Below are 26,524 nucleotides of genomic sequence, written 5' to 3' on the forward strand. Positions count from 1 at the left end.
TGAACTTGAGTGCACACCACTCAACTTTAGAAACTGGAGATCACGTGCCCGAGAACTTCACTCCCGAGAGCGGCGGAGCCGGCTCGTTCGACGAGTTCCTGGCCCGCTACCTCGCGGGCGAGCGTGCGCGCGCCGCGCGCTCGATCGACATCAGCCGGTTCCTGAGCCGGCGGACGCAGGAGATCCTCGCCGAGGCGGGCCGCTTCGCCCTGGAGCACGGCCACCGCGAGCTGGACGCCCTGCACATCCTGCGCGTCATGGCGGGCGAGGAGCCCGCCGCCGACGCGATGCGCGGCATCGGGGTCGACCCGGCGCGCGTCGTGCTCGCGGCCGAGCAGCGCCTCCCCGCCTCGGGCGAGACGGTGGATGCGGACGCCGCCTCCATCACGCCGTCCGCGCAGCGCGCCCTCTTCCACGCCTACCAGGTCGCCCGCGCCTCCGGCTCGACCTACATCGACCCGGAGCACCTCTTCTTCGCGCTGGTCATCGGTCAGGACGCCCCCGCGGGGCAGGTCCTGCAGGCCGCCGGCGTGACCGCGGACGCTCTCACCAACGCCATGCGCCAGACCGCGACGGTCGGCGCGGGCGCCATGGGCGAGCCCGAGACGGCGGACGACGAGTCCGACACCCCGATGCTCGACCGCTTCGGCACCGACCTGACCGAGCTCGCCCGCGAGGGACGGCTCGACCCGGTCGTCGGCCGCCTGGACGAGATCGTGCAGACCGTCGAGATCCTCTCCCGCCGTACCAAGAACAACCCCGTGCTGGTCGGCGAGGCCGGCGTGGGAAAGACAGCGATCGTGGAGGGTCTGGCCCGTGCGATCGTCGCCGGTGACGTTCCGGAGCAGTTGCGCGACAAGAAGGTCGTCACGCTCGACCTGGCCGGGATGGTCGCGGGTACCCGGTACCGCGGCGACTTCGAGGAGCGGCTCACCGCGCTCATGGACGAGATCAGCGCCGGATCGGACGAGCTGATCGTGTTCATCGACGAGCTGCACACCGTGGTCGGCGCCGGAGGGTCCGGCGAGTCCGGCGGGATGGACGCGGGCAACATCCTGAAGCCCCGCCTCGCCCGCGGCGACCTGCACCTGGTCGGTGCGACGACGCTCAAGGAGTACCGCCGGATCGAGAAGGACCCGGCGCTCGAGCGCCGCTTCCAGCCCGTGACGGTCGGCGAGCCGAGCGTCGAGGACGCCGTGCTCATCCTGCAGGGCCTCCGCGGCGCCTACGAGGAGCACCACGGCGTGAGCTACACGGACGACGCCCTGCGCGCCGCCGTCGAGCTCTCCGACCGGTATGTCTCCGACCGCTTTCTGCCCGACAAGGCCATCGACCTGATCGACCAGGCCGGGGCGCGGCTGCGCCTGTCGCTCGGCAAGCGGGTGGACACCTCCGAGCTGATGCAGCGGCTGGCGACCTTGGAGTCCGAGAAGAACTCGGCGGTCGCGGCCGAGCACTACGAGGAGGCGTCGCGCCTGCGTGACGAGATCGAGGCGGTGCAGCGCTCGCTCGACGAGCTGGCCAGCGCGCCGCGGCCCGACGCGGTCGTGGACGAGCCCGAGATCGCGGCCATCGTCTCCCGCTCGACCGGCATCCCGGTCTCCCGCATCGGCGAGGCCGACCGCGAGCGCCTGGCGAGGCTGGAGGCGGAGCTGCACGAGCGCGTCATCGGCCAGGACGACGCGGTCACCGCAGTCGCCAAGGCCGTGCGGCGCAACCGCACCGGGCTCGGAGACGAGCGCCGCCCCGTCGGCAGCTTCCTCTTCCTCGGTCCGACCGGTGTCGGCAAGACCGAGCTGGCGAAGTCGCTCGCGGCGTCCCTGTTCGGGGACGAGAAGGCGATGCTGCGATTCGACATGAGCGAGTTCGGCGAGCGCCACACGGTCGCCCGACTGGTCGGCGCCCCTCCCGGATACGTCGGCTACGACGAGGCCGGTCAGCTCACCGAGCGCGTGCGCCGCAACCCGTACTCGCTGGTGCTGTTCGACGAGATCGAGAAGGCCCACCCCGACGTCTTCAACCTGCTGCTGCAGGTGCTGGACGACGGTCGTCTCACCGACGGGCAGGGCCGAACGGTCGACTTCCGCAACACGGTCGTCATCATGACCTCCAACCTCGGCTCGGAGTTCCTCGCCTCCCGCAGCGGAGCCCTCGGCTTCGTCGCGCCGGGCGCGGACGGCTTCTCGTCCGAGAAGGACCTGCGCGATCGCGTCATGGGCAAGCTGCGCGAGGCCATGCGTCCCGAGTTCCTCAACCGCATCGACGAGATCGTGCTGTTCCGCAAGCTCGACACCGAGCAGCTGACCAGCATCGTGCGCCTGCTCCTGACGGCCACGGCCTCCCGCCTGGCCGCCCGGGGCATCGGGTTCGAGGCGACGGAGGCCGCGGTCGCGTGGATCGCCGACGCCGGCTACGAGCCCGAGTACGGCGCCCGCCCGCTGCGCCGGGTCATCCAGCGCGAGGTGGACGATCGCGTCGCCGACCTGATGGTGACCGGGGAGGTCGCCGAGGGTGGAACGGTCGTGGTGGACGCGGGGGACGGCGAGCTGCGCGTCAGCGCGCAGGCCGTCTTCGCCACCGCCGCCTGATCCCGCCTCCAGCGGTCTCGACACGCCGCGTCCGCATCCGCGGGCGCGGCGTGTTCCGTCTCTCGCACGACGCGTGGGCTCGTTTCCTGTACATCCACGAATCTGCGCCCACCTCCCGCTGACCGATTCCCCAGTCCGGTTTGGAAGCGTGGACGGGTGTCCACTCACGATTCGAACCGTCCGCCGCTGATTGACCGCATCCTGGCGCCGGTCCGGCGGCTGGAGCCGCGCATGCCGCAGACGCGGGGGCGCGCGATCTGGCAGTTCGTCGGCCTGACGCTGGTCGCCGCGGTACTCAGCTCGCTGTTCGTTCTTCCGGGTTTCCTGGGAACGGGCGTCGCGGCCGCCGCCGGCATCTCCGACTTCAACGCGCTGCCCGCGAACCTGCAGATCCAGCAGTTCGCGCAGAACTCGACCGTCTACGCGAAGCAGGGCGGTCAGGATGTGCCGATCGCCACGTTCTACGCACAGAACCGGCAGGACGTGACCTGGGACGCGGTGTCGCAGAACGTCAAGGACGCCGTCGTCGCGGCCGAGGATCCGCGGTTCTACTCCGAGGGCGCGGTGGATGTGCTCGGCACGGTCCGCGGTGCGCTCGCGACCGTCGTCGGCGGAAACGTGCAGGGCGGCTCGTCGATCACCCAGCAGTACGTGAAGAACGTCGAGGTCGAGAAGTGCGAGGCGCTGACGGACGCGAAGAAGGTGCAGGCCTGCTACGACGACGCCGCGGGCCAGACCCTCCAGCGCAAGGTGCAGGAGATGCGCTACGCGGTGGGGCTGGAGAAGAAGTACAGCAAGAAGGACATCCTGATGGGATACCTGAACGTCGTCGGCTTCGGCGGCCAGGTGTACGGCATCGAGGCGGCAGCGCACTACTACTTCAACGTGGACGCGAACGCCCTGTCACTCGCGCAGGCCGCGACCCTGGTCGCGATCGTGAACAACCCGGCCAACCTCCGCATCGACGAGCCGGACAGCAAGACGAATGGTGCGGCGAACGGGTACGCGCTCACCAAGGCGCGTCGCGACTACGTGCTCGACCGCATGTACGTGAACCACAAGATCACCGCGGCCGACCGCGACGCGGCCAAGAAGACGCCGGTGCAGCCGACCGTCACTCCGACGACCTCGGGATGCGCCGCGGCCCAGCAGTACAACGCCGCGTTCTTCTGCGACTACGTGCGCGACGTCATCCTCAACGACCCCGCTTACGGCAAGACCGCCGACGACCGCTGGGCGACCCTCAACCGCGGTGGCCTCAAGATCTACACGACGCTCAACCTCGACCTGCAGGCGGTCGCTCAGCAGTCGCTGAGCACCTACATCCCAGCGACCAAGGCGGGTATCGACCTGGGCGCGTCGAACGTGTCCGTAGAGCTCGGCACGGGACGCATCGTCACCATGGTGCAGAATCGCGCCTTCAACAACACGGATCAACCGGTGGACGGCACGACCGCGGTGAACTACAACACCGACGAGGCGTACGGCGGGTCGTCCGGGTTCCAGACCGGATCGACGTTCAAAGCGTTCGACCTGGCTGCCTGGCTGGAGGCCGGGCACAGCCTGTACGAGTACATCAACGCGTCGCAGCACACCTTCCCGATGTCGGACTTCACGAGCACGTGCGGCGACATCTCCGGTCCGTCGTGGCAGGTGTCGAACGACGAGGGGTCGGCGAGCCGGCTGTCCGTGATGGCGGCGACGGCGGAGTCCGTGAACACCGCCTTCGCTCAGATGGCGACGAAGACCGATCTCTGCTCCATCCTGAACGCGGCGAAATCACTCGGCATCCATACGGCCGCCACGGGGGGCACACTGAATTCGTACCCGTCGATGATCCTCGGCACCAACGAGGTCGCGCCGCTCACGATGGCGACCGCGTATGCGGGCATCGCCGATGGCGGAACGGTGTGCACCCCGGTCGCGATCGACAAGGTGATCAACGCCGACGGGAGCGCCCACGCCGTGAGTCCCACCACCTGCACGCAGGGACTCGACAAGGACATCGCGGCCGGCGTCACCTACGCGCTCGAAGGCGTGATGACCGACGGCACCGCGACGAGCGCCAACCCGTGGGACGGCACCCCGATCATGGGCAAGACCGGCACCACCGACGACTCGCTGCAGAACTGGCTGATCACCTCCACGACCAAGGTCGCGCAGGCCACGTGGGTCGGCAACGTGTCGGGCTCCACGCCGCTGCGCAGCCTCAGCTTCGACGGCATCGGCGGCGGCAACGTCAAGTTCTCCATCGTGAAGCCCATCCAGAAGGCGCTGGACCAGCTCTACGGCGGCGACGATTTCACGAAGCCGACGAACAGCTCCCTCTACGGCAGCAGGGTGACGGTGCCGGACGTCACGGGCAAGACCCCCGACCAGGCGCAGAAGCTGCTGGAGGCGCTCGGTCTCGACGTCACTGTCGACCAGACCCCCGTCGACAGCACCCAGACCGCCGGCACCGTCGCGAGCACCGACCCGCCGGCCGGCTCGGCGATCGAGGGTGGCGGGAGCGTGACGATCCAGCTGAGCAGCGGGCAGGCGGCGCCGAGCGCGACACCGCCCCCGGGAAGCGGCTCGACCGGCAAGCCGACCTCGACACCGGGGACGGGCGCTGGGAACGGCGGCGGGAACGGCGGCGGGAACGGGAACGGCGGCCTGACCGGAGGGGGCGGCGCCGGCGGCTGACGCCGGCCGCGGGCGGTGTGCGGCGCGCGAGCTCGGGCGCCGGTCACGCGTCGCCGAACGCGGCCGCCAGCAGGGCTCCGCGCAGGGCGTTCGACCGCTCGGCGAATCCGCGCTGGCGACGCACGTACTCCGCCTTGCCCTCGGGGGTCTCGATCGCGACCGGGTCCGCGCCCCACGGCCGCATGTCGTAGGGGGAGGCCTGCATGTCGAGCAGGCGGATGTCCCGCGCCAGCTCGAACGCGTCGAGCAGCAGCTCGCCGGGCACGAGCGGACCGAGCTTCATCGCCCATTTGTAGACGTCCATCCCGGCGTGCAGGCAGCCCGGCTGCTCCAGCTCGGATTGCGTCTCGCGTGTCGGGGCGAAGCGGTTGCGCGGCACGGCGTCCGGGGTGAAGAACCGGAACGCGTCGATGTGCGTGCAGCGCAGCTCGTGCGACTCGACGACCGCGTCGGTGCCGTCACGGCCGAGCCGCAGCGGCACCGCGTGGCGGCGCTCGTCCTGCCGGTAGACCATCGCCCACTCGTGCAGCCCGAAGCAGCCGAACTGCCCGGGACGCGCGACCGTGGAACGGAGGATGCGCTCCACGGAGCGCAGCAGCGTGCCCTTGTCTGCGGCGAACGCTGCGTGGTCGACCGTGACCGCGCCCGCCGCCGTGCCCGCTGTGTACCAGCGCCAGGCTGCCCGCGGATCGTCCGCCGCGCCCGCTAGTTCCACCCCGGCGCCGGGATGCCAGCGGCGCAGCACGCGCGGCGCGTAGGAGTAGTAGGTGAAGAGGAAGTCCTCGACCGGATGCTTCTCGCCCCGGGCCGCCCGCTCGCGGTGTCCGGCCGTGAGCGCGTCGGCGCGTGCGGCGTGGGCCGTCTCGCGGGCGCGCCAGTCGGCGGGATCGAGCAGGGTGGTCACCTCTCGAGGATAGGTCAGCCCAGAGACTCGAGCGGATTCGCGGCGAGCTTCGCGCGCACGCCGCCCTCCACCAGCCGATGCGCCTGCGTGTCCGGCTTTCGTGCGGCCTGGTCGGTCACGCCCGCGCCGAACTCCGCGGCCAGCTCGAGTCGCGGGTACGCGGTGAGCACGGTGCGCAGGACGTCACGCGGCAGCACATCCGCTCGGGCCCCGGAGATGTCGAGCCCGGTGGCGACCTCCAGCAGGTAGCCCTCCTGGTCGAACGCCGGGTCGACCGCGGGCCAGTTGTGCCGCACGATCACTTCGTGCGCGCGAACCCGACGCGACGGCTCCCATCCCGCACCCGCCGTGAGCGCCACCGCGACGTGACCCCCGGCATCCTCGTAGGAGAGGGCCACGTTGTCGAACGCTGGGACGATCCCGATGTCGTGCAGCAGCGCCGAGACGTACAGCAGCTCGTGGTCGATCCCGTCACGGCCCTCGTGCTGAGCGAACGCCTCGGCCCACAGCCACGACCGGATGACGTGGTTGAGCAGCGACGGCGAGTGGTACGCCGTGGCCAGCGCGAGCGCCGCCCGCGCGGCCGGGGTGTCCGGCGCGGAGGGCAGGTCGGTGCGGGTGGCGGTGGTGGTGCGGGTGTTGGTGGTGGTGCGGGTGTTGGTGGTGGTTCGGGTGTTGGTGGTGGCGGAGGGTGCTGTGGCGTCGGTGCGGTGGGGTCGGTCGGTGCGCGGCATACTCCCATCCTCAGCCACCGCCGCGCATCGCCGCCGCCCACATCCCGCCGCCCACCCACCAATTCCCGCCAACCCGCGCGCCCATGTGCCCCCTCGCTGGCACCGAGGCGCCGAAAAGTACGCCGTGTGCCCGGTCACGCGGAGATTTTTCGCCGTCTCGGCAGCTGGGGCATGGATGAGTGGGCGCGCGCGGGCAGCTGACCGAGCTCGCGAGGCGGCGCAAAGTACGGTCTGTGCCCGGGCACACGGCGTATTTTTAGCCGCCTCGGCGGGCGGGATGGGGATGAGTCGCCGCGCGGGTCAGTCGCGCGTGGGGTCGAGGACGGTGATGCCGACGGGCGGGGCGGTGGCCGCCTCGGGGAGGAGGCGGGCGGCCTCGGCGAGGCCGACGCGGGCGCCGACGAGGGCGCGTGGGGAGACGGCGCCGGAGGCGACGAGGTCGAGCATGCCCGCGTAGTCCGCGGCGGCCATGCCGTGGCTGCCGAGCACCTCCAGCTCCCAGCCGATCACCCGGTCGAGCGGGAGCACCGGTCCGCCGCCGGCCAGCAGGCCGATCTGCACGTGGCGGCCGCGTCTCCGCAGTGAGCGCACGGCGGCGCCGGCCGTGGCGGGGGAGCCGACGGCGTCCACGGAGACGTGCGCGCCGCCTCCCGTCAGCGCGGCGATGGCGTCGGGAGTCCCGTCTCCGGCTTCCAGCGTGTGCTCGGCGCCGAACGCCCGTGCCAGCTCGAGAGCGGCCGGCGCACGGTCGACGGCGATGGGCCGCGCACCGAGCGCGGCGGCGATCATCACGGCGCTGAGGCCGACGCCGCCCGCGCCGTACACCGCGACCCACTCGCCTGGCCGGATGCGGGCCCGCGCCGTGATCGCGCGGTACGCGGTCGCGAACCGGCAACCCAGGCTCGCGGCGGCCGCATCGTCGATGTCGTCAGGCACGGCGACGAGGTTGAGGTCGGCGGCCCGCACCGCGACCAGATCGGCGTGCGAGCCCCAGTGCGTGAACCCGGGCTGGGTCTGGTCCGGGCAGACCTGCGCCTGTCCGCTCCGGCACCACTCGCAGCGCCCGCAGCCGTTGACGAACGGCGCCGTGACCCGGTCGCCCGCCCGCCACCGCTCCACTCCGTCGCCGACGGCCTCCACAACACCGACGAACTCGTGCCCGGGCACGTGCGGAAGGAGGACGGTGTCGTCGTGCCCCGCCCAGGCGTGCCAGTCGCTGCGGCAGAGCCCGGAGGCGGCGACGCGGACGATCGCACCGCCGTCGGGGGCGACGGGGTCCGGGAGGTCGGCGACGGCGATCGGCGCGGCGAATGTCTCGTACAGCAGGGCTCTCATGGTGCTCCCGGGGTCAGCGCCGCACGGCGCGGCAGGCGAGGTGGACGGCGAGGCGGGTCTCCGGGTCGCCGAGGTCGAGCCCCAGCAGCTCCTGGGCGCGCGCGACGCGGGTGGAGACGGTGTTGCGGTGCAGGCCGAGGGCGTCGGCGGTCGCCGCGATGCCGGACTCGTGATCGAGGTAGGCGGTGAGCGTCTCCACGAGCTCCGGGCCGCGGGCGATCAGCGGCGCCAGGAGGGACTCGGCAGCGGGGACGAAGGTGTCGCTCTCCGTCCACGACAGCAGCAGCTGCTCGAGTCCGAGGGCGTCGATGCGGACGAAGTGGCCGGTCGCGGAGCGGTCGGCCGCGATGCGGGCGGCGTCGGCGGCCCCGTCGATGGTCGCCACCAGCCCGGCGGACCCGCTCTCGAGCGTGCCGACACCGGTCGCGACGTTGAAGGCGCGGCGCGCGGCCGTGTGCAGCGTGTGCAGGGCGCGCACGTTCTCCTCGACGCGGCTCGGCGACGGGGGCGCGGTGAAGCTGAGCCAGCCGGTCACTCCGCGCCCGCTGGTCGCGGCGTGGGAGTCGACCGGCAGGGCGGTCAGCTCGCGCGAGACGAAGCGCAGCAGCTGGAGGGTGTCGAGCCGGGTGCGCCCGATCAGCCGGAAGCCCAGGTGGTAGCCGGTGGTGCGCCACCCGCGCTCCAGCATGCGCTGCTCCAGCTCCGCGTCCCGGTTGTCACGCGTCTCCAGGAAGTCGCGCAGGAGGCCGGAGGCGACGGCGGCGTCGTTGACGTCCGCCACCTCGTCGATGAGGATGCGGGCGGCGACGGCGGGCATGGCCACTTCGGCGGCGACAGCGAGCGCAGTGAGCTGCTGCTGCCCGAGTCCACGACCGAAGACTGCGAGCCGCAGCCCGGCACGGCTCGGGCTGTCGACCCGCACGGACGCCGCCGACCCCTCGGGCAGCGCGACCGTGTCGATCCACGGCCCGAAGTCGATCGCGGCGTGCACGGCGGACGGGAGGCTCTCCCCGGCCTCCAGGAGCACGCCCTCGGTGTCGATCAGGGCCACGCCGTGGCCGACGCTGGCGGAGAGGTGCCGCAGCAGATCGGCGAGGTTGACGGCGTGGTACTCGATGGACTGCGCCACGCGGCGCACATAGCCGAGGGTGAGGGCGTCGCGCCCCTCCAGCAGCTCCCAGCCCGCGCGCGCGAGCGTCATCGGCTCTGCGGTGTCGAGCAGCGCGAGGCCGAGGCGCTCGGCGAGTGCCCGCGTTCCGGAGCCGAACGCCTCCGCTCCCGGGAGTGCCAGCCCGTTGTAGCCGCGGTCGCGCACCCGGCGCACGAGGGCGTCCTGCTGCCACGGGGTGGCCGGCGGCGGGACGGTCAGCACGGCCAGCGCGCCGCGCCCTTCCGCGGGCAGGTCGGCTTCGGTGGACGCCATCTCCAGCTCCCGCCAGACGACGGCCGGGTCGGCGCCCGCGATCGGGCGCAGGCCGCCGTTCGCGGGGTGGGCGAGGAGCGCGGCGAGGTCGAGCCGCTCGGTCATGCGGCGCCCTCCAAACCGGCGAGGCCGAATGCGGCGGGGGTCACCCGGCTTCGCCGCTCGGGTGAGCGCGTCCACCACTCGGGCGCGGGGAGGGCGATCACCGTCACGTGCCGCGCGAGGGTCACACCGTCCACCTGCAGGACGTCGCGGGAGAGGGAGTCGAGCGCCACGATGATCTCGGGGCTGGCCGCGGTGGTCTCGCCGTCGCGCACCACCGCGAGCAGTTCGGAGCGTGCCACGAGGCGCAGGAGGGAGCCGTCGTCCCCGTCGAGCTGGATGGCGCTGACGTACGGGTCCTCCGGCAGCGGGACGACCGCGCTGACGCGGCCCGAGCCGAGCAGCCGGCCGCCGACGTCCGCCGCGAGCCGGGCCGGGGAGACGGATCGGTTGCCGCTGTTCTCGCCTAGCGCGAGGGCCCGCCCGAACGTGCCGAGCACGGCGTGCTCCGCCAGATCGCCCACCGTGAAGCCCGCGACGAGCACGGCTCCGCCGCCTCCCGCCTGCACGATCGCGGAGCGCACCTGGCTCTCGACGTCCGCCGGCCGCTGCGTGTCGATCGCGACAACCCCACCTCCCGTGTCGCACACGACGACGACGCCGGGCAGCGCGTCGACGAGCAGCGAGACCTGGTCGAGACGCGGGAGGGCGCGGCCCATCAGGTCGGCGTCGACGAGGGAGAGGCGGTCGGCCAGCAGCAGCGGCGTCAGGCCGTTCATCCCGGCGCCTTCGAGCGCGCAGACCGCCGCGGCGCGCACGCCGGTCCAGCGTTCCGCGGCGGCGACGAGCGGCCCGAAGACGTCGGAGCCCGGGAGGCGCTCGGCGAGCAGGTAGGTGGAGCCGGCGAACGCGACCGCGACGCACGGGGTCGCCGGGTCGAGCTCATCGGCGGCGTGCGCGGTCGCGGGCCAGACCGGCGCACTCTGCACCATGAGCTCCAGCATCGTCGTGGCGCCGCCCCCTCCCGAGCCGAGCAACGAGAACCCTCTGGCCAGCGCGGGCAGGCGCTCCGGACCGAAGGTTCTCATGCCCTCCAGGGTAGGCGGTGCGGGCGCCCGTCTGCGCGGGCGCCCGCGGGTGACCGTGCGGCCGGATGCAGCGCTCAGACCAGCGCCGACGTCTCGACCGGGACAAACTCCTCGGTCAGCCCGAACGCCCGCGGCCCGAACGCCGCCAGTGCCTCCGGGGTGCGCATCATCCCGGGCGTCGAGATGCCGAGGACGCGCACGCGCTGCCCGTATCGCAGCCCCTCCGTCGTGATCGGCTCGCCCGACTCGATGTCGGTCACGCAGATCAGGTCGGGCACGATCGCGACGAGCTCGCCGTCGCGCAGCGCGATGAGGTTCTCGTTCTGGAAGCGGATCTCGAGCGTCTCCGTCGCACGCGCGTCGAGCGACGAGATGGTCGCGCGCCCCTTTGCGAACCCTTCGGTCGTGCGCCGCTCGACGTCCGTCACCTTGCCGGTGAACAGCTCCCGGACCTCCGAGTAGAGGGTCGTGGAGAGCGTCTGCGCGATCGCCTCGAACGGCGAGCGGTGCTGCTCCCGCGCCTCCCGGATCGCCCGGCCGAGGGCGAGCGCCATGGAGAGGGTGCGCGGCACGGCCGTGCGCTTCACGTCGGCGCCCGTCATCGCGTACTCGGCGATGTGCCCGACCCCGCCGAGGCGGATGGTCACCCCGCGGGCGAGCCACTCCATCTGCCGGTCGTCGTCTCCGGTGTCGATCACGACGGTCTCGCCGCGCTCGCCCGCGAGGGCCAGCGGGGAGCCGTGCACCCCGTAGACGGCGAACGTCTCCATCGAGAGCTCGGGGAATGCGCGGCCCATGCCGTCCGCGTCAACGACCGGCAGCCCGGTCTCGGCCGCGACGATCAGCGGGATCATCGAGTTGATGCCTCCGCACTCGATCGGCATGGTGGCGTCGGCCGTGCGCCCGAGGTGCTCCTCCAAGGTGCGCAGCGCGAGCGTCGGCTCGGTGCCCGCGGGGATCTTCTCGATCATCACAGTCGGTGCGCCCATCTGAGCGGTCGGGATGACGAAGAGGTTGTCTGCGAGCTCGTCCGGATCGAGGATGGTGATGCCGCGTTCGCCTGCCGGCTTCGCGCTCAGCACCCGCGCGACGAGCATCTGCCCGATGTAGGGGTCACCTCCGCCTCCCGTGCCCAGCAGCGTGGCGCCGCGGGCGAGGTCCGGGAGGTCCGCGGCGGTCAGCGTCCAGCTCATGCGGCCGCCCCTTCGAGGGCGCGTTCGGCGGTGCCGTCGAAGCGGTGCGACGGGAGGTCGTAGCCGAAGTAGCCGGGGCCGACCATGGCGAGCGCCTCGGCGCCGTGCCAGCGCGGGTCGCTGGGCGCGGCGACCACCCGCACCCGCTGCCCGTAGCGCAGACCCTCGGTCGTGATCGGCTCGCCGCTCTCGGCGTCGAGCACGATGATCAGATCCGGCGTGGTCACAAAGACCTCGTTCGCGGACTGGGCGATCAGGTGCTCGTTCTGGAACGACAGGGTCAGGACGGCATCGGAGGCCGTGCCGGTCGCGGCGCCGTCGATGCGGGCGCGGCCGCGGGCGAACCCGGCGGTGGTGCCGCGCTCGACGTCGACCACCTTGCCGGCGAAGAACTCGCGGCCGCCGAGGAGGTCGACCGTCGCCGCGACCGGATCGGTCTTGGCGGCGCGGGCCTCCGCGATCCCCGTGCCGATCGCGATGCAGTGGTGCAATGAGCCGGGGACGAGCGCCTCCCTGGCCACCGTGCCGGACATCGGGAAGCCCGAGATCATGATCGAGCAGCCCATCTCGACGCACGCGACGCGGGCGATGCGCTCGGTCCAGTGGTTGTCGACGGTCTGCAGGACCCCGACGTTCCCCTTCTCGTCGGCGAACGCGAGCGGCGAGGCGGTGACGCCGTACAGCGTGGGGAGGACCATCTGCAGCTCCGGGAACGCCCGGCCCATGCCGTCCGCGTCGATGAGCGGCAGCCCGAGCGCGGCGGCCGCGGCGACGGGGATGGTGGAGTTCACGCCGCCGACCTCGGCGCACGCGACGTGCGTGACCGGGCGGCCGAGGTACGTGCCGAGTGCAGCGACGGGCGCGATGACTTCGTCGAGACTGGGGAGCTTCTCGACCATGACGGTCGGGGCGCCCATCATCGCGACGGTGAGCACGAGCGCGTCGTCCGGCACCTCGTCGAGGCCGACGACCGTCACCGGCCCGTGCTCGGCGAGCGCCTGCTTCGCCAGCAGGGCGCCGATGTACGGGTCGCCGCCGCCTCCTGTTCCCAGCACCGCCGCACCGCGCGCCAGGTCGCCGATCGCATCGGCGGTCAGCGTCCAGCTCATACCCGCACCTCCATCGCCAGGTCGCCGACGGCCTTCACACGGATGCGTGTGGCGTTCCCCGGCAGGTAGGGGATGGGGACCTCGTCGAAGTCCACGATCGCGACCGACGAGGGGGAGGCGCCGGCCGCGATCGCCTTGTCCACCGCCTCCGCCCGAACGGCGGCGATGGCCTCGTCGCGGCGGCCGGGCTCGACGGCGTACACCTTGTCGATCTCGCCCCCGACCTGTGCGATGGAGGCGCCGATCGCGTTCGCGACGGCGTAGTTCTCCGGTCGGTGCACGGCGCCGAAGATCGGCAGCTCGTCCGGCAGGAGGATGGAGCCGCCGCCGACGGCGACGACCGGGATGGGGTCGGGGGAGGTGCGCATGCGGTCGACGGCCTCGGAGACGCGCTCGGCGATGCGGTCGAGCACGCGCTGCACGAAGGCGGGGTCGAGATGGGCGACCTTCGACGGGTCGCCGACCTGAGCGCGGCCGGCGGCCACGGCGATGTCGGTGGCGGTGAGGGTCGAGCCGCCGAACACGAGCGCCTCCGTCGTCAGGCGATACCCGACCGACTCCGGCCCGACCTCGCCGGTCTCGGTGTCGACGAGGGAGCCGCCGCCGATGCCGATCGAGAGCACGTCCGGCATCCGGAAGTTCGTGCGCACGCCGGCGACCTTGACCTCGTTGGCCGTCTCGCGCGGGAACCCGTTGACGAGCAGGCCGATGTCGGCGGTGGTGCCGCCGATGTCGACGACCGCGCACGTCTCGAGTCCGCTGGTGAGGGCGGCTCCGCGCATGGAGTTCGTCGGGCCGGAGGCGAAGGTGGCGACCGGGTAGAGGCGCACGTAGTCCTCGTCCATCAGCGTGCCGTCGTTCTGGCTGAGGAAGATGGGCGCGTCGATGCCCTGCGCCCGCACCGCGGAGGTCAGGCCGTCGACGATCTCGCCCGCCAGCTCGCGCAGGGCCGCGTTGATGATCGTGGCATTCTCGCGCTCGAGGAGGCCGATGCGGCCGATCTCGTGCGAGAGCGAGATGGCGACGTCGTCTCCCAGCTCGTCCGCCAGGATGGCGGCGGCCCGGGTCTCGACGTCGTGGTTGACCGGCGAGAACACGGACGAGATCGCGACCGACCGCACGCCGTGCGCGGCCATGTCGGCGGCGATCCCCTTCAGTTCGGCCACGTCGAGCGGCGAGATCGGGCGGCCGTCGAACTCGTAGCCGCCGTGCGCCAGGTAGCTGCGGGCGTCGATCGCCTCGAGCAGCGCCTCGGGCCAGTCGACCAGTGGCGGGAGCGCCCTGGTCGCAGGCAGTCCCAGCCGCAGTGCGGCGGTCGGAGCGAGCCGCTTGGCCTGCACGAGCGCGTTGATGAAGTGCGTCGTCCCGATCATCACCGCGTGGATCTGGGAGCCGTCGAACGGACGGGCCTCGCGCAGCGCCTCGATCGCATCGACGATGCCGGCGGTCACGTCCGGGCTGGTCGAGTTCTTGACGCCGGCGAGGGTGGTCCTGCCGTCCATGAGCACTGCGTCGGTGTTCGTTCCTCCGACGTCGATGCCGATATGCATGGTGTTTCGCTTTCTGCCGCGGTGACGGCGGGTGGGGCTGGTGGGACGGGACGTGCTGATCAGTTGGACGCGACGGCCTCCGAGCCCGGTGTGCTGCCGGTCGTGTCGCTGCTCGTGCCGTCCACCGCATCCGGGGCGTCCTGGATGGTGGTCGCCCGGCCGACGCCGCGCACCCAGCCGAGCTTGCCGGCGACCGTGTAGAGGATGATCGAGAGGAAGAGCGACCAGAGCGCCGGGATGCCCCAGGTGACGTAGTAGCCGACGAGCGACGACACCAGCCAGACCACGAGGGTGGCGGGGACGATGCGCGGCGCGAACTCGGGCAGCCGGCCGGAGGAGCGGGTCGCGTCGAGGTCGCCGCGCCAGCGCCGCACGAAGAAGTACTCGGCGACCATGATGCCGGCGATCGGGGGGAACGCGACGCCGAGGATCGTGAGGAAGCCGGTGAACTGCGACAGGATGCCGGCCGCCGCGAGCACCGAGCCGACGACACCGAGCACGACGGTCGTCGTGACGCGGTGGAGGTTCTTGGCGAACGCGGTGGAGATGAAGTTCACCAGGCCGAGGGTGGACGAGTAGAGGTTCCAGTCGTTGATCTTGAGCGTGCCCGTGATGACGATGATCAGGCCGACGAAGCCGATCGACGATGTGACGATCGCGACGATGTCACCGGTGGCGGCGGCGTGCGCGAGCAGCACGCCCGCCAGGCCGATCACGAACTCGCCGAGCGAGACGCCCACGACGGTCTGCTTGATCACGTCGGCCTTGCTGCGGTTGAACCGTGTCATGTCCGCCGTGATGATCGCGCCGACGATCAGGCCGCCGGCGACGATGCCTGTTCCCGCCCAGACCGACATCGTCGGGCCGGGCGCCGGGGAGGTGAGGAGGTCGCCGATCGAGTGCTTGCTGAGCTCGCTGATGACGGACCAGCCGACCAGGATGAGGAAGAGCGGCACGGTGATGTTCGCCAGCCACTGCATCCCGACGAAGCCGTAGGCCACGATCGCCGTCACGGCCAGGCCGAACAGCAGGCTCCAGACCCAGATCGGCATGACGCCGGGCATGAGCGCGTCGAGCGACTGCGCCGAGATCGCCGACTGGATGCCGAACCAGCCGATCAGGCTGATGCCGATCGCCAGGCCGACGAGGGCCGCGCCGATCTCGCCGAAGCCGGTCCACCGCGCGAGGAGCGCCGTGTTGAGGCCCTCCTTCTGACCGATGATGCCGACGATGCACATGATCACCTCGAGGATGATCGAGCCGAGGAGCAGCGCGAGCGCGGCCTCCCCGAACGTCATGCTGTAGCCCAGGGTGGCCCCGAGCAGGAACTGCGAAAGAGCCGAGACCTGACCGAATCGCTGGACCGCGATCCCGAACCACGGTTTGCGCGCGTCGGGGGTCACACGGGAGAGGGCGAAGTCGTCGGCAGGGGCGGTGCGTGCCATGAGGGGAGTCCTTCTGACGGGGACGGGTGTGGGGGTTGCGAAAACGGTAAACCCGTCACCGGCGAGGGGGAATGTGCGATGTGCACGAAGTTGCGTGAGTTCTGTGCGACATGCACATTTCACTGCTCGGTTAGTGATCCCCTCCGCCCAGTACCCGCACGACCGGCCGATCCGCGTCCGCCCAGCCCAGCGCGTCCAGCGCGTCGCGGGCGACCCAGCGCAGGAGGTCGTGGTCGGTGCTGGTCGTCGGCGCCGGCCCGCGCAGAGCGGCCGCGTAGCAGGCGAGGTCGATCGCGCGGGAGCCGACGACGGTGACGGTGCGGTCGAGCAGCGCGCCCACGCGGATGGGCACGCCCAGCTCCTCGTGGATCTCGCGCTCCAGCGCCGCCTCGGGCGTCTCGCCGGCCTCCACCTTGCCGCCCGGGAACTCCCAGCGGCCCGCGGCGTCCCTGCCGGGGGCGCGCCGGCAGGCGAGCACGAGCGGGCCGTCGGCGATCACGGCGGCGACGACGCGGAGCGGAGCGGGGGAGGCCATGTGCCCATCCTGCCCGCCCGGCGGCGCCAGCATCCAGAACGGCGCTAGCATCCAGGCATGGCGGCTCCCGTCGGCGCTCGGCGTGCGCCCATCGTGTTCGGCTTCGTGCTGAGCCTGCTCGTCCAGCTCGCGATGATCGTCGTGGGCGTGTGGCTGGTGGTTCTGTCGGAGGACGACGACAGCACGCTGCTGCTGCTCGCTCTGTGGTGCGGCATCGGGACACTGTACGAGCTGGTCGTCCTGATCGTGCTGGGGCGGGCGGCGCGCCGGCCCGCGGTCGACGGCGACCGGCCTTCCCGGATCGAGGTCGGCCGGGTCGCGCGGGTCGTGTCGATGACGGCCACGATCCTCGCCAGCCTGATCGGCTTCACCGCCGCGATCCAGGTGCTCGGCCTCCACAACGATCCGGAGGTCGGCTCGATCACCGACATCGTCGGCGTCTGGTCCATGCTGCTCGCCTGGGGGTTCCTGCACTGGGGCTTCTCGCAGATCTACTACCAGCGGTACTACTCCAGCGATGCGCCGATCCTGCGCTTCCCGGGGACCGACCATCCCCGGTTCGTCGAGTTCGTGTACTTCGCCTACACGCTCGGCACCTCTTTCGCCGCCTCCGACGTGGAGGTGCTGAGTACCCGCCTGCGCTGGACCGTGCTCTGGCATTCTGTGCTCAGCTTCTTCTTCAACGCCCTCATCATCGTGCTGGCGGTCAACACGATCATGTCGTTCAACAAGTGACCCCGCGCGGGCGGTGACGGCTGGCAGGATGGTCGGGTGAGCGCATCCATCCCGTCCGTCCTGCTCGTGATCGACCTGCAGAAGGGGGTGCTGCCCGGCTGCTGGGATGCGGACGGCGTCGTCTCCCGCACCGCGGATCTGGTCGGCCGCGCCCGCGCCGCAGGCACGCCGGTCGTCTGGGTGCAGCACGAGGCGGACGACCTGCCCGCGGGCAGCGATGAGTGGGCCTTCGCCGACGGGCTCGACCCGGCCGACGGGGAGCCGGTCGTGCACAAGCGCTACCGAGACGCCTTCGCCGACACCGACCTCGACGAGGTGCTCGACGGACTCGACGCCGCGCGGCTGGTGGTCGCAGGCGCCCAGAGCGACTACTGCATCCGCACCACCACGCAGAGTGCGGCCGTGCGCGGCTACGACGTCACGCTCGTCGAGGACGCCCACACCACGACCGACGCGAAGTGGGACGGCGTCGAGATCACCGGCGAGCAGATCATCGCCCACACGAACCGCTACTTCTCCGGACTCCGCTACCCCGACCAGCTGTTCGCCGTGGAGCGCGCGGCCGAGGTCGAGTTCGGGTAGGGCCGCGGGCAGGGGGACGTTTCGAGGCGGAGCAGCACGTGTCCGAGTTCGGGGAGCGCGGCTTGCCTCGCCGGTTCGCGATCTTCAGCATGACCGGCTGCGAGTGAATCCGGAGATCTCCCCCGACACGCCGGTGGAACGGCGCAACTCCGGAGATCGGGCCCGACCGGGGCAGGATCTCCGGAGTCGCGGAGCAGCGGACGGGCGGAGTGGCTAGACCTGCGCGCCCAGCTTGAAGCCCTTCTCCTCGTCGCCCTGGCGGGTGTACGAGAAGCCGTCGGCGCCGATGGTGACTGCCATCTCGGAGTCGTCGGTGCGGGCGGTGAGGGGCTGCGGGTTGCCGTCCAGGTCGAGCACGAGGGAGGCCTCGGTGTACCAGGACGGGACCACGGGGTTGCCCCACCAGTCGCGGCGCTGGTTGTCGTGGACGTCCCAGGTGACGACGGGGTTGTCCGGGTCACCGGTGTAGTAGTCCTGCGTGTAGATCTCGACCCGGTGGCCGTCCGGGTCGCGCAGGTAGAGGTAGAACGCGTTGGAGACGCCGTGCCGGCCGGGACCCCGCTCGATCCGGTCCGAGAGGCGCAGCGCGCCGAGCTTGTCGCAGATGGCGATGATGTTGTGCTTCTCGTGGGTGGCGAAGGCGACGTGGTGCATGCGGGGGCCGTCGCCGCCCGTCATCGCGGTGTCGTGCACGGTCGGCTTGCGGCGCATCCACGCGGCGTAGGTGGTGCCCTCGTCGTCCTGGATGTCCTCGGTCACGCGGAAGCCGAGGTCCTCCATGTAGGCGACGGCGCGAGGGACGTCCGGGGTGACCTGGTTGAAGTGGTCGAGCCGGACGAGCGCGCCGGGCGTGTAGAGGTCGTAGCGCCAGGCGAGGCGCTCGACATGCTGCACGTCGTAGAAGAACTCGTAGGGGAAGCCGAGCGGGTCCTCCACGCGCACGCTGTCGCCGATGCCCTTCGTGAAGCCCTCCGACCGACGCTCGATGCGGCAGCCGAGCTCGGTGTAGAAGGCGACCGCACGATCGAGGTCCTCGGGGGTGCGCACGCGGTACGAGAAGGCGGCGACCGCTGCGACGGGGCCCTTGCGCAGCACGAGGTTGTGATGGATGAACTCCTCGAAGCTGCGCAGGTAGACGGCGTTCTCGTCCTCCTCGGTCACGACCAGGTCGAGCACGTCGACGTAGAAGTCGCGGCTGGCCTGCAGGTCGGTGACGACCAGCTCCATGTACGCGCAGCGCAGGATGTCCGGCGGGGCGGCCTGCGGGGTGGGGATGCGGTTCGCGGGAGCGGGGATGGGGCTGCTCATGGTGGTTCTTCCTCTTCGTCGAGTCGGGTGGCTGCTGCCGGCGGTGTCAGTGGGCGCCGAAACGCGGCGTGTGGACCTCGCCGAGCGTGATGTGCACGGCCTGCTGGTCGGTGTAGAAGTCGATCGAGCGGTAGCCGCCCTCGTGGCCGAGACCGGAGGCCTTCACGCCGCCGAACGGGGTGCGCAGGTCGCGGACGTTGTGCGAGTTGAGCCACACCATCCCCGCCTCGACGTTCTGCGAGAAGGTGTGCGCGCGCTCGAGGTCGTTGGTCCAGATGTATGCGGCGAGGCCGTAGCGCACACCGTTCGCGAGCTCCAGCGCCTCTGCGTCGGAGTCGAAGGGCGTGATGGCGACGACCGGGCCGAAGATCTCCTCCTGGAAGATGCGGGCGTCGGGCGACACGTCGGCGAACACGGTCGGAGCGACATAGTTGCCGTGGTCGAGACCGTCGGGGCGGCCGCCGCCGGCGAGGAGCCGGCCCTCCTGCTTGCCGAGCTCGACATAGCTCATGACCTTGTCGTAGTGCTCGGGATGCACCAGCGCGCCGACCTCGGTCTTCGGGTCGTGCGGGTCGCCGACGACGATGTTCTTCGCGCGGGCGGCGTAGCGCTCGCAGAACTCGTCGTATACGGCGCGCTCGACCAGGATGCGCGAGCCGGCGGTGCAGCGCTCGCCGTTGAGCGAGAAGACGCCGAACAGGGTGGAATCGATCGCGGCGTCCAGATCGGCGTCCGCGAACACGACGGCGGGGGACTTGCCGCCGAGCTCCATCGACAGGCCCTTCAGGAACGGTGCCGCGTTGCCGAAGATCAGCTGGCCGGTGCGGCTCTCGCCCGTGAAGGAGATCAACGGGACGTCGGGGTGCTTGACGAGGGCGTCCCCGGCCTCTTCGCCGAGGCCGTTGACGAGGTTGAAGACGCCGTCGGGGAGGCCGGCCTCGCGGAAGATCTCCGCCCACAGGCTCGCCGACAGCGGGGTGAACTCGGCCGGCTTCAGCACGACGGTGTTGCCGGTCGCGAGCGCGGGAGCCAGCTTCCAGCTCTCGAGCATGAACGGCGTGTTCCAGGGGGTGATGAGGCCCGCGACGCCGATCGGCTTGCGGTTGACGTAATTGAGCTGGCTGCCGGGCACCTTGTACGCGTCGTCGCGCTGAGCCACGATCAGGTCGGCGAAGAAGCGGAAATTCTCGGCCGCGCGCCGGGCCTGGCCGAGCGCCTGCGTGATCGGTAGGCCGGTGTCGAAGGTCTCCAGCTCGGCGAGCCGGGCGTCCTGCGCCTCCACGGCGTCCGCGATCCGGTTCAGCACCCGGGCGCGCTCGCGCGGTTTCATCCGCGGCCAGGGTCCGTCGACGAACGCGCGGCGCGCGGCGGCCACGGCGAGGTCGATGTCCTCCTTCTGCCCGGCGGCGGCGGTGACGTAGGTCTCGTTCGAGACGGGGTCGAGCACGTCGAAGGTCGCCCCCGAGACGCTGTCGACGAACCGGCCGTCGATGAAGTGCTGGATCGTGTCGGGAAGGTCCTCGGGGACGTGGTGCTGCGCCATGGGCGTGCTCTCCTTCAGGTGGTGTGGTCAGTGGGTGTGCGTGTGCTCGCTCTGGTAAGCCTGGAAGGCCTCCAGCGTCGCCAGCCGGTGGCGGCGCGCGGCGAGCTCGATCTCCAGCGGCTCGGCGCCGCTCTCGATCAGGGTCAGGATGTGCTCGTGCTCCTCCACCGACTCGCGGGCGCGGCCGGGCACGAAGCTGAACGTGGAGTCGCGCAGCACTGTCAACCGGTTCCAGCCGCGGTGCACGAGGTCGAGGATGTGCGGGTTGGGGCACTGCTCGAACAGCACGGAGTGGAACTGCTGGTTCAGCTGGGTGAAGCGGTGCGGGACGAAGCGGTCGAGGCTCGCGATCATCTCGGCGTTGACCTCCCGGGCCCGCCGGACCTGGTCGGCCGTCAGGAGGGGGGCGGAAAGCTGGGTGGCGGCGCCTTCGATGAGCGCGAGCGTCTGCATGGTGAAGGCGTACTCGGTGTCCTGCAGCAGCGCGACCTGGGCGCCGACGTTCTTCTCGAACGTGACGAGCCCCTCGGCCTCCAGCCGGCGGATCGCCTCGCGCACCGGCACGACGCTGATGGCGAGCTCGCTCGCGATCTGCCCGAGCACGAGCCGGTAGCCCGAGACGTACCGGCCGTCGTCGATCCGCTCGCGCAGGAACTCGTACGCGAGCTGCGACTTGCTGGGGGTCGCCGACGCGGTCGGCTTCAGCGCTGCGTCCGCCATGCGCGGTACCTCTCCTTCCACTCCGCGTTCATCGGGAAGAGGCCGTCCACCGGGTGCCCGGCCGCGACCTGCTCGGCGATGTACTCCTCTTCGCGCTCCTGCTCGACCGCGTCGGCCACGACCTCGGCGACGAGCGCGGGAGGGATGACGATGAGGCCGTCCGCGTCTCCGACGATCACGTCGCCGGGCTGCACGGACGCGCCGCCGCACGCGACGGTGACGTCGGCCTCCCACGGCACGTGCTTCCTGCCCAGCACGGCCGGGTGCGGACCGGCGTGATACGTCGGGATGTCGAGGGCGGCGACGACCGCGAGGTCGCGCACGCCGCCGTCGGTCACGATGCCGGCGGCGCCGTTGACCTGGGCGCGCAGGGCGAGCACGTCGCCGACGGTCCCGCTGCCGCGCTCGCCACGGGCCTCGATCACGAGCACCTCCCCGGCGCCGACCGCGTCGAACGCGCGCTTCTGGGCGTTGTAGCCGCCGCCGTGCAAGGCGAAGAGGTCCTCGCGGTTCGGGATGTAACGGAGCGTCTTCGCCGTGCCGATCAGGCGCGCGTCCGGCCGGGTGGAGGCGAGCCCGTCGATCGAGACGTTGTTCAGGCCGCGCTTGCGCAGCTGGGAGCTGAGCGTCGCCGTGGCGACACTCGCGAGGGCGGCGCGCAGCTCGTCCGTCAGCACGAGCGCGGGTGCAGGCGGTGTGCCCCACGCCTCCGCCCGCTGGTGGTCGTCGACGCTGGGCTTCGTGCCGAAGTCGCCGAACGGGATGCGACCCTCGGTGATCCGGGTCACGAGGCGGCCGCTGCTGGGGGCTCCCGCGGACGTCGGCGCGTCCACCTCCACCTCCACGGTGTCGCCGGGCTGCGTCACCGACGACCCGGCCGGGGTGCCGGTGAGGATGACATCGCCCGGCTCGAGGGTCATCAGCTGCGACAGGTCGGCCACGAGCCGGCCGAACGGGAACAGCAGGTCGTCGGTCGCACCCTCCTGCACCAGTTCGCCGTTGAGCCAGGTGCGCACGCGCAAGGCTGCGGGGTCGACGGCGGAGGCGGGGATGACCTCCGGGCCGAGCGGGGTGAAGCCGTCGCCGCCCTTGGACCGCACATTGGATCCCTTGTCGGCGGCACGGAGGTCGTAGAGGCCGAAGTCGTTCGCGGCGGTGACGCCGGAGACCGCGGCCCAGCCGTCCTCGGGGGAGACCCGGCGGGCGGTCGTGCCGATGATCAGCGCGATCTCGCCCTCGAAGGCGAGCAGCTCGGTGCCGGCCGGGCGCTCGAGCTCGCCGCCGGTCACGGCGACGGACGAGGCCGGCTTGAAGAAGTACGACGGCTGAGCCGGGGTGCGCCCGCGCTGGGCGGCGCGCGACCGGTAGTTCAGGTGCACCGCGATGATCTTGCCGGGGCGGGCGAGCTGGCTCACGGGGTGGTTCTCCTCGTCGTCGGGGATGGTGATGCGGTGGAGCGGGGAGCCGTCGATACGACTGAGACCGTATTCGAGATTGTATACGATACGTGGAGAGTGGACAAGGATCGTCCGTGCTCAGTACGAGGCGGGCGGGGCGGACCCGTCCGCATCGCCGACGAAGCGGGAGGCGAGGCTCTCGGACGCACGGGCGAGCAGGGTCACGTCGGAACCGACGAGCAGGTACGCGGCGCCGGCGGCGGCGTAGCGGTCGGCGGTGGCCGGGTCGAAGGCGTTGACGCCGACGGGGGTGCCGGCGGCGCGGCCGGCCTCGATGACGTGTTCGACGGCGTCGATGACGCGCGGGTGGTTCTGCTGGCCGAGCAGGCCCATCGAGGCGGCGAGGTCCGCCGGGCCGACGAGGAGGGCGTCCACGCCGTCCACCCCCGCGATCGCTCCCGCAGCCTCCAGAGCGTCGACGGTCTCGATCTGCACGGTCAGCGACACGAGGTCGTTCGCGCGGGCGAGGTAGTCCGGGATGCGGCTCCAGCGCGAGGAGCGCGCGAGTGCGCTGCCGACGCCGCGCACGCCGTGCGGGGGATACCGCACGGCGCGGACCATCGCCGTCGCCTCCTCCACGCTGTCGACCATGGGGACCAGGATGTTCTGCGCGCCCAGATCGAGCAGCTGCTTGAGCACGACGGGATCTCCGATCGGCGCGCGGACCACCGGGACGGCGGGGTACGCGGCGATCGCCTGCAGCTGGGCGAGGATCGACTCCAGCCCGACGGGGGAGTGCTCGCCGTCGATCAGGACGATGTCGAGACCGCTGCCGGCGCAGATCTCGGCGACGAGCGGACTGCCGGCGCACGACCACATCCCGTAGAGGGTGCGGTCGGCTGCGCGGAGGCGGTCGCCGAAGGTCGGGGTCGGGTCTAGACGAATCGGCATGTCACGGCTCCCAGGGTTCCGTAGTCGGCGTGGACGGTGTCGCCGCGCTCGACCCACATCGGGCGGGTGAACGATCCGGCCAGGACGATGTCGCCGGCCTCCAGGCGCGAGCCGTGCTGGGCGAGCTTGTTCGCGAGCCACGCGACGCCGTTGGCCGGGTGGTCGAGCACGGCGGCGGCGACGCCGGACTCCTCGATGGTCTCGTTGCGGTAGAGCAGGGCGCCGACCCAGCGCAGGTCGACGGCGTCGACGGCGACGGGGCGGCCGCCGACGACCATGCCGCCCATCGCGGCGTTGTCCGAGATGGTGTCGACGATGGTGCGGCCCTGCATCTCGATACGAGACGAGAGGATCTCCAGTGCGGGGACCACGTACTTCGTCGCGTCGAGCACCTCGTAGAGGCTGACGTGCGGGCCTTCCAGCGGCTCGGCGAGCACGAACGCCAGCTCGACCTCGATGCGCACGTTCGAGTACTGGTCGAACGGGATGACCGATCCGGTCTCGTAGACCATGTCGGCGAAGATCGCGCCGTAGTCGGGCTCGGTGATGCCCGTGGCCTGCTGCATCACCTTCGAGGTGAGGCCGATCTTGCGGCCGACCAGGCGGCGGCCGGCGGCGAGGCCGCGCTCCACCCACACCTTCTGCACGGCGTAGGAGTCCTCCACCGTCATCTCGGGATGCCGGGCGGTCAGGAGCGGGATGGTCGCCCGGTCCCGTTCGGCCGCCGCGAGCTCGTCGGCGATGGCCTGGATGGTGGTGGTGTCGAGCACCGCGGGGCTCCCTTCGACGTCGGAGGAGGGCCGCTCCGGCCCTGTGTGGATCGTATATCATTCCGTACACCTCGGCCACGGGTCGTGCGCGATCCGGCAACGCGGATGCGTGTATCTCCTGTTCGTGGGCCGTCTCCACGTTCGGGCGGGGCTGTCCGGGATGCCGTCAAGCCCGGTCGTCAGCGCAGCTCGGCGGCGATGGTGCGCGCCGACTCCTGCAGGCGGGCGCCGATCGCGGCGGCGTCCCGCCCGTTCGCGAGGAACACCACCGCCACGGCCGCGGGCGGCCGGTCGGGCAGGGAGAGCGGCACCGCCACGGATGCCAGTCCGGGGATCACCTCGTCGTGGCTGGTCGCGTAGCCGCGCTCGCGCGCCTGGGCGGCCTCCTCGCGCGGATGCTCGTCGGGCAGCGCCCGCCACTGCGCGCCCGTGAGGACCGACTGGATGGCGATGCCTGGCGCTCCGGAGGCGAGCGGGTGCCGGGTTCCGGGCCGCTGCACCACGGTCGCGTGCGCGTGCGACGGCTCGACGCTCACCAGCGTGACGACCTCGTGCCGGTCGAGCACGGCGACGAAGGCCGTCATCGACAGCTCGTTGGCGATGGCGCTGAGCTGGGGGAGGGCCGCCGACTGGAGGTCGCGCGACACGGCCCGGGCGAGGGTCGCCATCCGCGGCCCCAGCTGCACCGCCCCGGCGGCATCCCGGACGACCAGCCCGTGGTCCTCGAGCGTGCGCAGGATGCGGTACGCGATCGACCGGTGCACCCCGAGCACGGCGGACAGCTGTGCGATCGTCAACGGCTCCTCCGCCTCGGACAGGATCTCGAGGACCCGGATGCCGCGCGACAGGGTCTGCGAGTGCGGTGCGCCGCCGCTGCCGTCCGATCCGACCATGCTGCCCATTCTGGCTCATGGCGCGCGTCGGCCGGCGCCGCTACAGGAGCGTCTCGACCCCGAGCCGCACCGTGTCGCCGACCGAGACTCCCTCCGCCTGCCGCACCGCGCCCTTGATCGCGACGATGTATGCGCCGTCCGCGCTCTCCGGGAACACGGAGGTCGACCAGCGCGATCCGCCGAGGGTCACCATCACCTTGACCGACCCGAACCCGGCCGGCGGATGCGGCTGGAGGCGGATCTCTTCCGAGACGTCGTCGGGAAGCCGCGCGAACACCCACAGGTCGCGTCGCGCCTCCCACCGGAACAGCTCGGTCTCGAACTCGTAGCGCACGCCTGCCATGCCGCCCAGCCTGCCACGGACCACCGACGGCGTCGCCCGGCCCAGAACACCCCTCCCGCGGCGCACGCGCCGACCGATAGGGTGACCGTCATCGAGACCGCTCTCCGTGCTCAGAGGAGTCCCCATGGCCGCCACACGCCCCGGTTCGGTGACCTTCGTCGCCGTCCTGACCTACATCAACGGCATCCTGAACATCATCGGCGGCGTGGTCCTCCTCTTCACGCGGGAGTCCGCGCCCGGCGCGGACACCGAGGGCGGGCTCGCGGGCATCACGACGTCGGCGATCGTCTCCATCGTTCTCGGGATCGTCATCCTCATCGTCGCGCGCGGCCTCCTGGGCGGGAGCAAGGTCTCGCGCGCGCTCGTCACCCTCGTCATGATCCTCAACCTGGTCAACGGCGTCCTGCTGCTCTTCACCCTGCAGTTCTTCAGCGGGGTCCTGGAGATCCTCTGGGTGGTCATCGTCCTGTCGCTGCTCTTCACGCGCCGCGCCAATGCGTTCTTCAACGCCGGCTCCTCCGCCTGACTCCCCGACGCGGCGCCTTTTCGACGGCGCCGACCCCGCGGCCTCCTCCCGGATCGGCGAGAATGGACGCGGGCGCCGCCGCCGCGTCGTCCGCGGGCGCTCACGCACGATCGAGAGAGGACGGC

The 26,524-nt window shown here is 71.5% G+C and carries 23 protein-coding genes; 5 read left to right on the forward strand and 18 right to left on the reverse strand.

Annotated features, from left to right (window positions below):
* Nucleotides 1–44 precede the first annotated feature (44 nt).
* Both IT072_RS07150 and IT072_RS07155 read left to right on the forward strand, forming a co-directional pair.
* Complete coding sequence (locus IT072_RS07150; protein ID WP_327058940.1) at nucleotides 45–2,588, forward strand: ATP-dependent Clp protease ATP-binding subunit; 2,544 nt, start codon at nucleotides 45–47, stop codon at nucleotides 2,586–2,588.
* A gap of 156 nt (nucleotides 2,589–2,744) precedes the next feature.
* Nucleotides 2,745–5,273 (forward strand): penicillin-binding protein, encoded by a 2,529-nt coding sequence (locus tag IT072_RS07155; protein WP_223360263.1) that lies wholly within the window; start codon nucleotides 2,745–2,747, stop codon nucleotides 5,271–5,273.
* A 43-nt stretch (nucleotides 5,274–5,316) separates the two neighbouring features.
* Here the strand turns inward: IT072_RS07155 and IT072_RS07160 are convergent, their stop codons facing one another.
* The 10 genes from IT072_RS07160 to IT072_RS07205 form a co-directional block, all read right to left on the reverse strand.
* Nucleotides 5,317–6,177: a 3-methyladenine DNA glycosylase gene (locus tag IT072_RS07160; protein WP_223360264.1), complete on the reverse strand. Its 861-nt coding sequence runs from the start codon at nucleotides 6,175–6,177 to the stop codon at nucleotides 5,317–5,319.
* 14 nt (nucleotides 6,178–6,191) lie between these two features.
* Nucleotides 6,192–6,911: an HD domain-containing protein gene (locus IT072_RS07165; RefSeq protein WP_223360265.1), complete on the reverse strand. Its 720-nt coding sequence runs from the start codon at nucleotides 6,909–6,911 to the stop codon at nucleotides 6,192–6,194.
* A gap of 300 nt (nucleotides 6,912–7,211) precedes the next feature.
* Nucleotides 7,212–8,246, reverse strand: coding sequence for a zinc-binding dehydrogenase (locus IT072_RS07170; protein ID WP_223360266.1), 1,035 nt, complete (start codon nucleotides 8,244–8,246; stop codon nucleotides 7,212–7,214).
* Between the two features lie 13 nt (nucleotides 8,247–8,259).
* Entirely contained in the window at nucleotides 8,260–9,774 is a 1,515-nt protein-coding gene (locus IT072_RS07175) for a PucR family transcriptional regulator (RefSeq protein ID WP_223360267.1), read from the reverse strand.
* Nucleotides 9,771–10,799 carry an S-methyl thiohydantoin desulfurase domain-containing protein gene (locus IT072_RS07180; protein WP_223360268.1) on the reverse strand — a complete coding sequence of 343 codons (1,029 nt, stop codon included), beginning with the start codon at nucleotides 10,797–10,799 and terminating at the stop codon, nucleotides 9,771–9,773. The genes IT072_RS07175 and IT072_RS07180 overlap by 4 nt, the downstream gene beginning before the upstream one ends.
* Before the next feature lie 74 nt (nucleotides 10,800–10,873).
* Complete coding sequence (locus IT072_RS07185) at nucleotides 10,874–11,992, reverse strand: DUF917 domain-containing protein (protein ID WP_223360269.1); 1,119 nt, start codon at nucleotides 11,990–11,992, stop codon at nucleotides 10,874–10,876.
* Nucleotides 11,989–13,101 carry a DUF917 domain-containing protein gene (locus IT072_RS07190; RefSeq protein WP_223360270.1) on the reverse strand — a complete coding sequence of 371 codons (1,113 nt, stop codon included), beginning with the start codon at nucleotides 13,099–13,101 and terminating at the stop codon, nucleotides 11,989–11,991. The genes IT072_RS07185 and IT072_RS07190 overlap by 4 nt, the downstream gene beginning before the upstream one ends.
* Complete coding sequence (locus IT072_RS07195) at nucleotides 13,098–14,651, reverse strand: hydantoinase/oxoprolinase N-terminal domain-containing protein (RefSeq protein ID WP_223360271.1); 1,554 nt, start codon at nucleotides 14,649–14,651, stop codon at nucleotides 13,098–13,100. Before IT072_RS07195 ends, IT072_RS07190 begins: the two co-directional genes overlap by 4 nt.
* Nucleotides 14,652–14,710: 59 nt before the next feature.
* The gene (locus IT072_RS07200; RefSeq protein ID WP_223360272.1) at nucleotides 14,711–16,096 is read right to left on the reverse strand and encodes a purine-cytosine permease family protein; all 1,386 of its coding nucleotides are present in this window, start codon (nucleotides 16,094–16,096) and stop codon (nucleotides 14,711–14,713) included.
* A gap of 130 nt (nucleotides 16,097–16,226) precedes the next feature.
* Nucleotides 16,227–16,631: a (deoxy)nucleoside triphosphate pyrophosphohydrolase gene (locus IT072_RS07205; protein ID WP_223360273.1), complete on the reverse strand. Its 405-nt coding sequence runs from the start codon at nucleotides 16,629–16,631 to the stop codon at nucleotides 16,227–16,229.
* A 57-nt stretch (nucleotides 16,632–16,688) separates the two neighbouring features.
* Between IT072_RS07205 and IT072_RS07210 the strand changes: the two genes are divergently transcribed.
* Both IT072_RS07210 and IT072_RS07215 read left to right on the forward strand, forming a co-directional pair.
* Nucleotides 16,689–17,366: a DUF1345 domain-containing protein gene (locus IT072_RS07210; protein ID WP_223360274.1), complete on the forward strand. Its 678-nt coding sequence runs from the start codon at nucleotides 16,689–16,691 to the stop codon at nucleotides 17,364–17,366.
* A gap of 36 nt (nucleotides 17,367–17,402) precedes the next feature.
* Nucleotides 17,403–17,948 (forward strand): cysteine hydrolase family protein, encoded by a 546-nt coding sequence (locus IT072_RS07215; protein WP_223360275.1) that lies wholly within the window; start codon nucleotides 17,403–17,405, stop codon nucleotides 17,946–17,948.
* A gap of 213 nt (nucleotides 17,949–18,161) precedes the next feature.
* On the opposite strand, the gene hpaD is transcribed toward IT072_RS07215, so the two are convergent.
* The 8 genes from hpaD to IT072_RS07255 all read right to left on the reverse strand — a co-directional run bounded on the left by hpaD (nucleotide 18,162) and on the right by IT072_RS07255 (nucleotide 25,873).
* On the reverse strand, nucleotides 18,162–19,256 hold the full coding sequence (hpaD, locus tag IT072_RS07220) for a 3,4-dihydroxyphenylacetate 2,3-dioxygenase (protein WP_223360276.1): 1,095 nt from the start codon (nucleotides 19,254–19,256) through the stop codon (nucleotides 18,162–18,164).
* Between the two features lie 46 nt (nucleotides 19,257–19,302).
* On the reverse strand, nucleotides 19,303–20,799 hold the full coding sequence (gene hpaE / locus IT072_RS07225) for a 5-carboxymethyl-2-hydroxymuconate semialdehyde dehydrogenase (RefSeq protein WP_223360277.1): 1,497 nt from the start codon (nucleotides 20,797–20,799) through the stop codon (nucleotides 19,303–19,305).
* 27 nt (nucleotides 20,800–20,826) lie between these two features.
* A complete protein-coding gene (locus IT072_RS07230; protein WP_223360278.1) occupies nucleotides 20,827–21,519 on the reverse strand; it encodes a GntR family transcriptional regulator in 693 nt (230 codons plus the stop codon).
* Complete coding sequence (locus IT072_RS07235) at nucleotides 21,501–22,934, reverse strand: fumarylacetoacetate hydrolase family protein (RefSeq protein WP_223360279.1); 1,434 nt, start codon at nucleotides 22,932–22,934, stop codon at nucleotides 21,501–21,503. The genes IT072_RS07230 and IT072_RS07235 overlap by 19 nt, the downstream gene beginning before the upstream one ends.
* A 120-nt stretch (nucleotides 22,935–23,054) precedes the next feature.
* Nucleotides 23,055–23,867 (reverse strand): HpcH/HpaI aldolase family protein, encoded by an 813-nt coding sequence (locus IT072_RS07240; RefSeq protein WP_223360280.1) that lies wholly within the window; start codon nucleotides 23,865–23,867, stop codon nucleotides 23,055–23,057.
* The gene (hpaH, locus tag IT072_RS07245) at nucleotides 23,852–24,637 is read right to left on the reverse strand and encodes a 2-oxo-hept-4-ene-1,7-dioate hydratase (RefSeq protein WP_223360281.1); all 786 of its coding nucleotides are present in this window, start codon (nucleotides 24,635–24,637) and stop codon (nucleotides 23,852–23,854) included. The genes IT072_RS07240 and hpaH overlap by 16 nt, the downstream gene beginning before the upstream one ends.
* A 179-nt stretch (nucleotides 24,638–24,816) precedes the next feature.
* Nucleotides 24,817–25,530, reverse strand: a complete 714-nt coding sequence (locus IT072_RS07250; protein ID WP_223360282.1) for an IclR family transcriptional regulator — start codon at nucleotides 25,528–25,530, stop codon at nucleotides 24,817–24,819.
* 40 nt (nucleotides 25,531–25,570) lie between these two features.
* Nucleotides 25,571–25,873 (reverse strand): DUF1905 domain-containing protein, encoded by a 303-nt coding sequence (locus tag IT072_RS07255; protein ID WP_223360283.1) that lies wholly within the window; start codon nucleotides 25,871–25,873, stop codon nucleotides 25,571–25,573.
* A gap of 124 nt (nucleotides 25,874–25,997) precedes the next feature.
* On the opposite strand from IT072_RS07255, the gene IT072_RS07260 reads away from it, so the two are divergent.
* Nucleotides 25,998–26,399 (forward strand): DUF7144 family membrane protein, encoded by a 402-nt coding sequence (locus tag IT072_RS07260; RefSeq protein WP_223360284.1) that lies wholly within the window; start codon nucleotides 25,998–26,000, stop codon nucleotides 26,397–26,399.
* Nucleotides 26,400–26,524 lie beyond the last annotated feature (125 nt).

It is taken from the genome of Leifsonia sp. ZF2019, from assembly GCF_019924635.1.
In the GTDB taxonomy this organism is placed as follows: domain Bacteria; phylum Actinomycetota; class Actinomycetes; order Actinomycetales; family Microbacteriaceae; genus Leifsonia.